General features: G+C 42.6%; 10 protein-coding genes. 3 read left to right on the plus strand and 7 right to left on the minus strand.

Annotated features, from left to right (window positions below; genetic code table 11):
* Positions 1-497 precede the first annotated feature (497 nt).
* A complete protein-coding gene (locus tag FFM80_RS11930; protein ID WP_137641009.1) occupies positions 498-2,168 on the plus strand; it encodes a BCCT family transporter in 1,671 nt (556 codons plus the stop codon).
* Positions 2,169-2,592: 424 nt separating this feature from the next.
* On the opposite strand, the gene FFM80_RS11935 is transcribed toward FFM80_RS11930, so the two are convergent.
* Entirely contained in the window at positions 2,593-3,036 is a 444-nt protein-coding gene (locus FFM80_RS11935) for a hypothetical protein (RefSeq protein WP_137641001.1), read from the minus strand.
* Positions 3,037-3,208: 172 nt separating this feature from the next.
* On the opposite strand from FFM80_RS11935, the gene FFM80_RS11940 reads away from it, so the two are divergent.
* Positions 3,209-3,460 carry a YdeI/OmpD-associated family protein gene (locus tag FFM80_RS11940; protein WP_137641010.1) on the plus strand — a complete coding sequence of 84 codons (252 nt, stop codon included), beginning with the start codon at positions 3,209-3,211 and terminating at the stop codon, positions 3,458-3,460.
* A gap of 59 nt (positions 3,461-3,519) precedes the next feature.
* Here the strand turns inward: FFM80_RS11940 and FFM80_RS11945 are convergent, their stop codons facing one another.
* The 5 genes from FFM80_RS11945 to pflB form a co-directional block, all read right to left on the minus strand.
* The gene (locus FFM80_RS11945) at positions 3,520-4,440 is read right to left on the minus strand and encodes an aldo/keto reductase (RefSeq protein WP_137641002.1); all 921 of its coding nucleotides are present in this window, start codon (positions 4,438-4,440) and stop codon (positions 3,520-3,522) included.
* Positions 4,441-4,565: 125 nt separating this feature from the next.
* Entirely contained in the window at positions 4,566-5,096 is a 531-nt protein-coding gene (locus FFM80_RS11950; protein ID WP_137641003.1) for a DUF3278 domain-containing protein, read from the minus strand.
* Between the two features lie 2 nt (positions 5,097-5,098).
* On the minus strand, positions 5,099-5,287 hold the full coding sequence (locus FFM80_RS11955; protein WP_137641004.1) for a helix-turn-helix transcriptional regulator: 189 nt from the start codon (positions 5,285-5,287) through the stop codon (positions 5,099-5,101).
* A 1,349-nt stretch (positions 5,288-6,636) separates the two neighbouring features.
* Positions 6,637-7,455, minus strand: coding sequence for a pyruvate formate-lyase-activating protein (gene pflA, locus FFM80_RS11960; RefSeq protein WP_137641005.1), 819 nt, complete (start codon positions 7,453-7,455; stop codon positions 6,637-6,639).
* A 30-nt stretch (positions 7,456-7,485) separates the two neighbouring features.
* Complete coding sequence (gene pflB, locus FFM80_RS11965; protein ID WP_137641006.1) at positions 7,486-9,744, minus strand: formate C-acetyltransferase; 2,259 nt, start codon at positions 9,742-9,744, stop codon at positions 7,486-7,488.
* Positions 9,745-10,188: 444 nt separating this feature from the next.
* Here pflB and FFM80_RS11970 point away from each other — a divergent pair, with 444 nt between their 5' ends.
* Positions 10,189-11,175, plus strand: coding sequence for a serine hydrolase domain-containing protein (locus tag FFM80_RS11970; RefSeq protein ID WP_379852800.1), 987 nt, complete (start codon positions 10,189-10,191; stop codon positions 11,173-11,175).
* Positions 11,176-11,220: 45 nt separating this feature from the next.
* Here FFM80_RS11970 and FFM80_RS11975 read toward each other — a convergent pair whose 3' ends face one another.
* The gene (locus tag FFM80_RS11975) at positions 11,221-11,730 is read right to left on the minus strand and encodes a VanZ family protein (protein WP_137641007.1); all 510 of its coding nucleotides are present in this window, start codon (positions 11,728-11,730) and stop codon (positions 11,221-11,223) included.
* Positions 11,731-12,147: the final 417 nt, after the last annotated feature.

Raw genomic sequence — 12,147 nt, forward strand, 5'->3', positions numbered from 1 at the left:
AGCCAGCCAATGGTTCGGTGTTTTTCCGAACGGTTGGTTGGCGTACCTAAGCGCAGGCTTCAGCTCTGGCGAACACGTTTCGGCAAATTTGCTGAAACGTGTTCACTCCGGCAGTTGGCTCCGCTTGCTACGCTAATCACAGCATGCCAAGACCGCATGATGTGATTAGCTAGGCAATGCTCACCAACTACCCGCCGTCGTTCACACGCTAAGCTAAACTGGTAAGTACCAACGTAGATGAAGCAATTTAATAAGTTTGTCAGTATGGCGCAGGTCTAAGTTCACCAACGGAAAGAAGGAAATTCTGCTACTGATTTTGAGTTAGCACAAACCGAACTGGAACTGCAAGCCGATTTACCTTATTAAAACTAAGGGTACTGAGTGCTTCGAGGTGTAACTCGAAGGGGTGTACCGATTGCTAGTCGGAAATTAACGCGTGGGGACTCCCATTAGTTTGGGAGGAAGAACCACGAATTTTATTGATATATCGAAAGGATATTTTCAGTAGCAGGTTTATTATTTTAAAAAGTAAGAATATTGATTGGTGGGTGTACTTGCCAACAATTGGTTTGTTTGCAGTGGCCTCGATTTTTCTCTTAGTCGGTGGTCAATCATTGGAAGCTGGTTTGGGGGCCATCCTCAACTGGCTGACAGGCAATATGAGCTGGTTATACATGCTGGTCTATGTCATCAACTTTATCTTTTTCATTTACTTAGGCTTGAGTAAATTCGGTAAAACCAAGTTAGGCGGTCCCAAGGATAAGCCAGAGTTTTCAACCTTCCATTGGGGCAGTATGGTTTACGCTACGGGGATCGATGCCAGCATTTTAATGTTGAGTATTGTTGATCCGTTACGTTATTTACAAAGTCCGTCATTCGGCATTAAGCCGTTTTCTAATTCCGCTTATAATTATGCCCACATGTTGGGTCAATTCAACTGGGGACCTATGGCGTGGATGATGTTTGCTCCCGCCACAATTGCGATTGCGTATGCGATGTACGTTAAGCATCTCAAGGTCCAACGTCTAAGTGCTGCGATTTCTGTCTTAGAAGGTGACAGCTTAGGTAAGCGCATTGCCCGTAACCTGGTCGACTTTTTAGTCGTTATTGGGATTATGGGGGGTGTCGGTACCTCGGTTGGGATGGAAATTCCAGTTATTTCTAAAGTGTTGAGCACCGTTACCGGGATTCCGGATACGATGATGCTTAAACTCGGGTTATTCGCCATTTTATTCGTTATCTTTGCTACGGCGGTCTTCCATGGGTTAACCAAGGGGATCGGCCGGTTGAGTTCCGCCCATATCTGGTTAGCGATTGGCTTTTTAGTCATCGTGCTAGTGGTCGGCCCAACGTTATACATTTTGAATTCTGAAACGAATAGTATCGGACTATTCTTGAATAAATTTATCAGCATGAGTTTTAATACGGCTGCTAACGGTAAAGTCACCGTCATGCAAAGTCAAACGATCTTCTACTGGGGCTGGTGGTTGTCCTTTATGCCAGTGATGGGCTTATTCATTGCCCGGATCTCACGGGGACGGACCATTCGCCAAGTCTTAGGTGGGATGTTGTTGTGGGGCTCATTAGGCTGTGTCAGCTTTTACGCAATCTTAGGTGGGTATGCCTTGTACTTGCAAAAGATGGGGATTGTCAACTTAGTCCATATCTTAAACACACAAGGTCAAGCCGCCGTAATTGCCGCGGTGTTGACGACGTTGCCGCTTAAGATGATCATGTTAGTGCTTTATTGCTTATCATGCTTTATCTTCTTAGCTACGACGGTATCATCATTTGCGTTCATTACGTCATCTTTCACGAGTAAAAAGTTGGAAGTTGGGCAACAACCAAGTCGGTTCAATCGGATGAGTTGGGTCGTTATTTTCTTGCTCTTCTCGTTAGGACTGGTTACAGTTGGAGGTTTCAAGGCTATTCAGTCAATTTGTGCGATGTCTGGGTTCCCACTGATTGCCGTGGTATTGATCATGCTTTACTCGATCCATCGTGATTTAACGACTGATCCGGTCGAAGAAGCGGCTAAAGCCACAGCTAAGGCAACGGCTAAAGCCAAACGCAAACAGTTGGCGCGGGATGTTGAAATCTCGACGAAGACTGATTACGCACGCGAACGACCAAACAGAAAGCCAACGTCGGCGCAAGAAACCGATTAGGCTGTTTCTGAAAATGAAAATAAATAAAACCCGGTTAATTGCATTGCCTTGCAGGCACAATTAACCGGGTTTTTGTGTACATTTTGTTTGGTGCCAGTTAAGCATTGCTGTCTATCGGTTGGCTTCCAAAATGTTGGGCCAACTAGAGTGGCAATCTAATTAGTGCTAAATAATATGCTACTTTACAAAATCTATACAATAACTTTACTTTGAAATGGTCGTAGATTTACACCAAGCTCATATACTTGACCTGTGTTTTAAACATAAGTCATCAGTGGTCGGCATACCACGGTCAAAAGAGATTGGGTTAGTCATTATTTTTGGGGGATGTTCTAGCTAATGACCATTAATTATGGGGATTATGGCATCGGTAAGGTGAACATCAAAAAAACGGCGTTGACTTGAAAGTCGATGCCGTTTTTGGTTATTTATTGGGCTTTTTAACAGCCTTTTTTCCAATCTTCTTTTGTTTGGCCTTTGGACGTTGCCGTAGGAGATCTTTGAAAGTTGCAATGTCAGTGGTATGCTTGTCGCTCCACTCTTTATAATTGGAGTGAGAGTCGGTATCACTGATTTTAAGTCCGGTTTCTAACCAGAATAAGGCTTCCGTCAATGAACCGAAGTTACGCATCCACAAAGTGTGCCCGTTATCAGAGTCTAAGGCAACGTAGGATTTGTAGTGTGGCGTTAAGAAGGTATGCTTCACAATTTTAAAAGCAGCCCGACGTCGCGTCATTTTGTAATCGGGTAAAATGTAGCGACCGGGTGCTGTTAGCTGTGGAACGGAATTTTTACGTTGTTCTTTGTATTCCGTTAGCATCGCTTTGGCGCGGTCGGCACTAACGAGTGAGATATTAAATTTTGACATGGCAGGGCTCCCCTTGATAATTGCATTTAAATTGCATGGCATGGTTAAAGCTTGGTCTTATACTATTAATGATAGCGCATTTTAACCTAAACTCGAAATATAAAAACTTAATTTTAGTGTGATTTAAGGAATTTTGCGATAAAATTAAGAAAAATGTTGAGGTGAGTGAATGATGGGACAAGCACCGTTAAGTTCATTTGAACCGATGATTCCAAAAGTTGCTGAGCTGTTAGCCGATGATGCACAATTAGCAACTTTCTTTGCGGAGCTGACTCCCGGCTACCAGCGGGAATGGGCGCGCTTTATTTTTGGCGCTAAAGCAGCCGCGACTAAGCAACGGCATATTGTCGAGATGCGTCAAATCTTAGCAGCTGGCTATAAGTCGAAGCGGGCGTACGGTAGCCGGCCGGATCGCGACCGTTAGTGTCAAAAGTAATCAGCATAATAAAAAGGTTCGAGTCAATTTTGGCTCGAACCTTTTTATTATGGTAAATCGTTACCAGCAGCGAAGTAGATGTCATACCATTCCTGACGGGTTAAGTCGATATCGGCGCCAGCGGCATTCTCGGCGAGATGTTTAGGATTCATCGTACCCAGGATAACTTGCATGTTAGCCGGATGACGTAAGATCCAAGCAGTCGCAATGGCTGATTTAGTCGTTTGTTTTTCATCGGCTAAGGTTTGCATCGCGGCGTTTAGCTTTGGAAACTTCGGATTATTGAGGAAGATTCCGGCAAACATCCCATATTGATAAGGGGACCAAGCCTGGATCGTCATGTGATGTAATCGTGAATACTCAATGATTTCGCCATCATGATTAAGACTGCGGTCATCTTGCATATTGGTGTGTAGTCCGAAATCAATAGCTCCAGTGTGCATAATGCCGAATTGGAGTTGGTTGATCATTAAGCGTTGGCTCAAAGCTGATTGTAATAAGTCAACCTGCATGGGATTAAAGTTAGAAACGCCGAAATGGCGGACTTTACCACTAGTCTGTAGCGTGTTGAAGGCGTCTGCGACTTCGCTAGGGTCCATCAATGGGTCAGGACGGTGCAAGAGAAAGGTGTCGAGGTAATCCACGCCTAGCCGTTGTAATTCGCCATCTACAGCATCGAGAATATGTTGTTTTGAGAAATCATAACGTTTCCCCGGGACAATCCCACCTTTAGATTGAATATAAAGGTCGTCGCGGTTAACATTTGCTTGCTTTAAAGCGGCACCAAAAATTTTAGAAGAGTCACCATTACCATAAATATCCGCGGAATCAATGTAGTTAATGCCCAGGTCAACGGCAGATTCCAAAACGGTCGTGGCTTGAGCTACCGTGAGGGCGTTCATACGCATAATCCCCAGGGCAACTGTGGAAGCTTGCACGCCACTTTGACCTAAATTGAGTGTTTTCAAGATAAAAACCTCCTTGTTAGTTCCTCTAGTATAAAGGTTGTGGCTGATTGTGTAAACGATTACAGTGGATGCTTAGGCTAGCGCTATCTGGTACGTATATGTTGTATTTGGTTAATTATTAGTTACTAACGGTATTTTTTAAGTCGAATCAGTGCCTGAATACCAATGATGATACCCATAAAGGCGCCGGTCCAAATGCCAGTCCAAATATAATGCCATTGTGTTAATGTGTGAAGTAAGTTAGTGCCATCAAAGTAATGGTCTAGTAGGGTAGTTTGAAAATAAAACCATAGTCCAGTGTAAACGGCACCGAAGCTCATCTTTTGCCTAATGTGCAAGTAGGCTTGTTTGAGATCATGGGTAGTTACTTCAGTATCGGTAATGTGGGCACGGTGTGAGGCAAGTAGAACGTAGGGGCAAATGACTAACATGAAGTAGCCAACTTGAAGTGAAATAACAATGTTGATGGCATCCTGTGGACGATTGGCAACAGTCAATCCAGCGACAAACAGTGAAATGAAGCTGAACGGTAGCAAAAGCATAAAAGCGTTAGTGCCAATCCGATTCGCTTCTTGACGTTTATATTCATCAAAAGTTCCAGAAATACCAAACCAGTGTTTGACGATCGTATCACGTAAACTTTTTTTGCCTTCCATGGTTATCCCTCCCAAAACAAATGATTCAAATCTGTCTGTAAGACTCTGGCTAAGTGAATACAAAGATCCAGTGAAGGGTTATATTTGTCGTTTTCGATTAAATTAATGGTTTGACGAGCAACGCCGATTTTTTGAGCGAGCTGAAATTGAGTCAGGTGGGACTGTTTACGATATTTTTTGACTTGATTCAAAGCAGGCCTTCCTTAATAGCAGCATTTCAGTCGCGCTTTATCGATTACGAGCTAGCGACTGATTTTGACGCCTAAAGTGTAGTACCTGATGTTCATGATGTCAATTATATATGACACCATGAATTCACTAAATTACAATGTGTCTTGAATGAGATCTGTAGTAGGAGGGAGGGGAGACGACAAGTTGAACTAGTATCAGTCCTAGGCGTTTTGAAGCGGGCTTCTAAGCACAAAAAAATAGAACCCAAGGCTTCTCAACTTGAGTTCTACTTATGAGGAATAACCACCGTTAACAAGATTACGTTGTTCAGTGTTCTTAATGCGTTACACCTTCATACTATTCAATTTTACGTGTGTCCAACTTCTAACGGACTAACCCGTACTTATTGTATCTATCTGCTTTAGTCGATCAAAAGTAAATCCTTACTTGATTCGTGACTCTTCAAACGGGTTTTAACGAAAGTCGAACTCGCGTTTATAACTTGGTAATGTCTTCGTAACAGACATGCACCTCCGTTTAAACTTTTAATGCCTAAGCCTACAATGGAACTGGTACTGATGGTACTTAAATCTCAGGAACCATGGTACTAGTGGAACTTAAATCTGGTCATCGGCGACACCTGTTTCCAACTCTTAAAGTTAAATCTAGATAGTCTTGATAACACCAATTAAAACGTGACGCGGTTACCGTTTATTCAAGGATCAACGTTCAGCCATCCAACGCAAATCTCCCGACACTCGCTGGACCGATAACGTTAAGCAATGCCTGAACTGGTCTCGGTAACGACCATAACCTGTGGTACTTAGATGTCTAACGTGTTGGCGACATCTATCAAACTCTTTATTGAGAAGCTTGCTAACGAGGTTGTAATTCCTTTCCTCACTTAGTATACTAACAGGTTTTGTAAGCGGTTGCAATAGAAAGACCCTACTTTTTTTAATTGACTTAACATTTTTTTGAAAAGGCTGATGTATCAGTGCTTTTGACGGGTTAAAGTCCTTGAGAAGGTGGGAGAGTTGGGAATAAAAGTCAGTATCTCGCAACTAGTAGTAGATTTCAAATTAAGATCTATTGAGCGCAGGGCGGGCTGGATGATGTTTAGTGGTGTCGTTTGACTTAGACCGGGTGGTTGTTCCGACCTTAGTCAAAGCCCGGCTTTTGAGACCGGTCCATGGCTCAAAAACGCGGCTACCACGTTTCAGCATCAATCCAGCCCAACCGCAGCGGCAAATCATACCAATCCTAACTCTTCTTATATAAAGAACAAAAAAGAAGCCGAGAATTTAATCTCGACTCCTTTAATAACGCGAATATTCTGACAAAACTCACTAACGAATAACGTTGGTTATCACAGTTTTGGCAATGGCATCCACTTCTTGTAGCCAGTGTAGTCCGCGGTATGCAACAACTTTTCAGCATTAGCAACCCGTTCAGGAGTTGGAGAATCAATACCTTCCAAGCGATATTTGATCTTCATTTCATGATACTTTTTAACTCCTAAAGTGTGGTATGGCAATACTTCGACCTTTTGAACGACATGATTTGGAATCTTAGCGATGTAGTCGCCAAGTTCAGTCAAATACTTGTCGTAATCGGTGCGTTGCGGTACGAGTACGTGACGAATCCACATATCGTCGTGGTGTTGGGCCATGTACTGAATCATGTCCAAAATATTTTCGTTGCCGTATTGGGTCAACTTCTTATGTTCAGCAGAGTTGATGTGCTTGATGTCGACCAACGAGATATCGGTGACTTCCATCAAACGTTCAAACTTGCCGAAGAAAGGTTGTTCGCGGGTGAATGGTTGACCGGACGTATCCAGACAAGTACTAATATTCATCGCTTTAGCCTTTTCGAAGAGTTCCAAAATAAAGTCAATTTGCACCAGTGATTCACCGCCACTAACGGTGATACCACCTGTTTTACCCCAGAACTTACGGTATTTGGCCGCGTCCGCTAAAATTTCATCGGTGGTCATTTCATCACCAACGTTTAGTTTCCAAGTGTCAGGGTTGTGACAGTACTGGCATCGCATATGACATCCTTGTAAGAACGCCACATACCGAATCCCCGGTCCATCCACTGATCCAAAAGTTTCAATAGAGTGGACATAGCCCTTGACTGGTTCATTAGTGGTTTGATCCGCTGTAACTGTTTTATTCTCCATGAGCCTTGCCCTCTTACGTTAAAGAATTAATTACATTGTTTCGAAGAATGTCCGTGAAATAACATCATCTTGTTGTTCCTTGGTTAAGTCGGCGAAGTAGACACAGTAGCCGGAAACCCGAACAGTCAAGGTAGGGTATTCTTCTGGGTGTTTCTGAGCGTCAATCAAAGTTGCTTTATTGAAGACGTTGATGTTCAAATGCATCCCGTCGTTGTCCATGTAACCATTTAACATGTTTACAAGGGTGTCTTTACGTGATTCCATGTCATGGCCTAAGGTGTTAGGTGTAACGCCAAAGGTATTTGAAATCCCGTCAGTTGCGTAACGATAAGGGATCTTAGCAGTTGAAAGGAGTGAAGCCAAAGCCCCGTTCTTTTCAGCGCCGTAAGCTGGGTTAGCACCTGGTGAGAATGGTTCGCCTTTTTGACGGCCATTAGGAGTAGTCCCAGTGTTCTTACCATAGACAACGTTTGAAGTGATGGTCAGAACTGAAGTTGAAAGTTTAGCCCCACGATAGAGATGATGGGTGTTCATCTTCGTATAAAGTTCTTTGACTAACCATTTAGCAATGTTATCTACACGGTCATCGTTGTTCCCGTAACGTGGGTAATCGTTGTCAGCCTTGAAGTCGACCGCGATACCTTTTTCGTCCCGGATAACTTTAACATGACCATACTTGATTGCTGAGATTGAGTCAGCGGCATGTGATAAGCCAGAGATCCCAGTAGCGAAGGTCCGGTCTAAGTTAGTATCCTTCAAAGCCATTTCGGCAGCTTCATAGTAATACTTGTCATGCATATAATGAATAGCATTCAGTGAGTTAACGTAAACGTCAGCTAACCAATCCATCATCTTGTCGAACTTCTTCATGAATTCATCGTAATCGATGTATTCTGAAGTAATTGGTTCGTAGGCTGGTCCAACTTGAGCTTCAGCAATTTCATCTTTCCCACCGTTGATGGTGTAAAGGATGGCCTTAGCTAAGTTAGCCCGAGCACCGAAGTATTGAATCCCGTCGGCAACTGGTTGTGCAGAAACACAGCAAGCAATGCCGTAGTAGTCGGTACCCCATTGTACCCGCATTAAGTCATCATTTTCGTATTGGATGGTTGAACTGTCGATTGAAACTTCCGTTGCATAACGCTGGAAGTCTTCTGGCAAGTTAGATGTCCAAAGAATAGTGATGTTTGGTTCTGGAGCAGCACCCATGTTGTCCAAAGTCTTCAAAATACGGAAAGCAGTCTTCGTAATGTGATGACGGCCGTCAAGACCAACACCACCCATTGATAAGGTTGCCCAGATTGGGTCGCCTGAGAAGAGGGCATTGTATTCTTCAGTCCGGATAAAGCGAACCATCCGTAGTTTCATCACGAATTGGTCGATGATTTCTTGGGCTTGAGATTCGTCGATAACGCCGTTGTCCAAATCACGTTGGATGAAGATATCCATTGTGGTATCAATCCGGCCAACAGACATCGCAGCACCGTTTTGGGTCTTGATAGCTGCTAAGTAGCCGAAGTACATCCATTGAACGGCTTCTTGAGCAGTTTCGGCTGGCTTGCTAATGTCGTAGCCATAGCTAGCAGCCATCTTCTTCATGTCGTCTAAGGCACGATATTGTTCTTGAACTTCTTCACGAAGTTGGATAACTTTGTCAGTTAATTCACCATCGCCAATGTGTTCGAAGTCGTTAGCTTTTTCGGCCATTAAGCGGTCGATCCCGTAAACGGCAACCCGTGGTAAGTCAGGAATAATCCGGCCACGTGCATAAGCATCTGGTAAACCAGTAACAATCTTGTAGTGACGTGCTTTACGCATGTCTGGGGTATAAACATCAAAGACCCCTTGGTTATGTGTCTTACGATAGTCATTAAAAATTTTGTCATTTTCTTCATCAGGAGTAAAGCCGTATGACTTAAGAGCATCATCAGCCATCCGGATCCCACCAAATGGCATGAAAGCACGTTTCAAAGGTTTGTCAGTTTGGAGACCAACAATCTTTTCAAGGTCTTTTTCAATGTAGCCAGGACCATGTGACGTAATGGTTGAAACAACTTTAGTGTCAGCATCTAAAACGCCGCCAGCTTCACGTTCTTTTTTCTTTAAGGCTAAGACTTTGTCATTCAAAGTCTTAGTTGCTGCAGTTGGTCCAACTAAGAAACTTTCATCACCGTTGTATTGTGTGAAGTTTTGTTGAATGAAATCACGAATGTTGATTTCTTCTTGCCAATGACCGCCCTTAAAGCCTTTCCAAGCTTTTGGAGTTGTAGTTTTATCAAATGTGATCATTTGTTTCGCCTCCATAATTAAAATCCAATTGGATTATATAAAAACTTTTACAATTGAATCATACCATATTTAAGCGATATTGTAAGCGATTCCATGAAATATTTTTAAAAATAAAATCACTAATAAAAATAAAAAGCTATCGAAAACGCTTAAGTTTAGCTATATCAAGGATTTATAAGCTTAATTTAAGAACGTAAAACAACTTAAATAAATTCAGAAATTATATTGACCAAAGTGTTGATAATATGCCAATTTTAGATATCAATAATTTAATATAGAAATCGAATGGGGGATTAATAATTTGATTAACAAGTTGAATTGATTTTTAATCCAAAGCGGTTTGCCGTTGCTTTTGTGATGAATTTCGTTATGATAAAGGGGGACAACAGTCTGCAAGCATTCAGCTTTTGCGAATGTGCAATGATGAAAGGGTGGCTCAGACTAGTGATTGAGAAACTAACACAATATATTGACAGTTGTATTCAAGCTGGCGACATTTATGGTGCTTCAGTGGGGATTATTACGCCCCAAGGGATTAATCAGTACTACCATGGTAAACAAGGTAACGCCGAGTTTGGTATCGGTTTAGATGCGTCGATGATTTATGATTTAGCGTCTGTCACAAAAGTCGTGGCGACGACGACCCGGATCTTCCAGCTATTATCCGATCATACGATTCGCTTAGATGACTCCGTGGCCCGGTTTTTGCCTGGGTTTAAGCATACTGAAATAACGATTAAAGAACTTTTGCTTCATAATAGTGGCTTACCAGCTGATATTGATAATTTGACGGCGATGAATCGTGAAGACTTGATTACGGCGGTTTATGATGCCGAGCTGATTAACAAACCAGGTGAAAAAGTCGTTTATTCCGACTTGGGTTACATTATTTTAGGCTGGATTATCCGTACGGTCGATGGGGCTTTGGCGCGCAGCATCCAGGATCATGTTTGTTATCCGTTGGCGATGACTAATACTGGGTACAATTTGAATCGGCCCAAGATCCGGTTTGTGCCAACTGAGTTCGATCCACGCCGGGGACAAATCCAAGGCCAAGTTCATGATTATAAAGCGTTCCTGTTGAATGGCGAGAGTGGTCATGCTGGTCTATTCTCAACACTAACTGATTTAACCGTCTTTGTTGAAATGATGTTGAACTTTGGTGAGTACCAGGGCAAACGGGTTTTGGATGAAAACGTCTTTGACTGGTTAGGCGAATACGATGTTGAAGGCCGGACCCTTGGCTGGGAACGTCGAGCTGGTAAACATCAGTACTTCCATACTGGTTATACTGGTCCAGCAATTGCCTTTGACTTAGATCGTCAATGCGGGTTGGTTGTGCTAACAAATCGCGTTTATCCAACGAGTGATAATCAGATTTGGAATCGCGATCGTGCCCATGCCTTTAACTTATTCTTCGATGAAGCATAATAAAAAACGTTTAGCTTCTTTATATAGAAGCTAAACGTTTTTTTGCTACAACCAAGACCAGCGTAATCGCTTATGCAGCAATTGATAGACGGCAAATCCGATGATGACACCGGTCCAATTAGTCAACACATCATCGACTTCAACCCAACGCTGCAGATTTACTAGCCAGTCTAAGATGAACTGACCGGTCTCTAAAGATAGTCCGGTGAGCAGTCCGAGCGAGATGAGTCGCCGCCAAGTACAAGTCGGCTTGTTCCAACCAATTAAAAAGCCAAGCGGCATAGTTAATAAGACGTTGAGCCAAAATTCAAGGTCAAGATGCCGGAAAGGATTAAGAATTAGTTTAACGGGTCCCCACTGAATGTATTGCAACGTGACGTTACCACCGAAGCTGTAGGCAGTCGGTGTATAGCAAAAGGCTGTAAGTACCCAGATGAATCCGAGCAAGGCAAGTTGTTTTAACTTTTTTAAAGCTGATTGAGGTTGTTGCCAAAGATAAATAGTGAGACCAATCATAAAACAAGATAATAGTAAGAATGGTAACCAAGCGAGCATAGCAGTGGACTCCTTAGACTAGATTAGATACTATTATAAGCAATCGAGCGCTGGGATGCGACCGGTATCAGTGGCTTTATGAAAAAAGTTGTGAAAAACCGTTGACAGGGTTCTTTGTAATTGGTATATTAGTACACGTTGTTGCTACGGCAGGGCAAAAGCTTGAAAATAATTAATTGAAAATAGTTGTTGACAACTTCTTCAATAATTGATAAGATAGTTTCTGTTGTCGCAACGGCAACGCATGACAAATTGAGTTGTTACTTCTTGAAAAAAGATGTTGACATGAAATACTTAAGATGTTATGATAATTAAGTTGCGTTGAGGAAATCAACGAACAAACTTAGACCTTTGAAAACTGAACAAAGTTTCGACGAATCAAATGTGTAGGGTCTATCAATTCTTGAATTGGTAGCA

It is taken from the genome of Lactiplantibacillus dongliensis (assembly GCF_005405105.1).
Taxonomy (GTDB): Bacteria; Bacillota; Bacilli; order Lactobacillales; family Lactobacillaceae; genus Lactiplantibacillus; species Lactiplantibacillus dongliensis.

What these genes read in the sequence shown, in the direction of transcription:
- FFM80_RS11940 (WP_137641010.1), top strand. Translation starts at nt 3,209, where the DNA reads ATGGGACAAGCACCGTTAAGTTCATTTGAACCGATGATTCCAAAAGTT.
- FFM80_RS11950 (WP_137641003.1), bottom strand. Translation starts at nt 5,096, where the DNA reads ATGGAAGGCAAAAAAAGTTTACGTGATACGATCGTCAAACACTGGTTT.
- FFM80_RS11935 (WP_137641001.1), bottom strand. Translation starts at nt 3,036, where the DNA reads ATGTCAAAATTTAATATCTCACTCGTTAGTGCCGACCGCGCCAAAGCG.
- pflA (WP_137641005.1), bottom strand. Translation starts at nt 7,455, where the DNA reads ATGGAGAATAAAACAGTTACAGCGGATCAAACCACTAATGAACCAGTC.
- FFM80_RS11975 (WP_137641007.1), bottom strand. Translation starts at nt 11,730, where the DNA reads ATGCTCGCTTGGTTACCATTCTTACTATTATCTTGTTTTATGATTGGT.
- pflB (WP_137641006.1), bottom strand. Translation starts at nt 9,744, where the DNA reads ATGATCACATTTGATAAAACTACAACTCCAAAAGCTTGGAAAGGCTTT.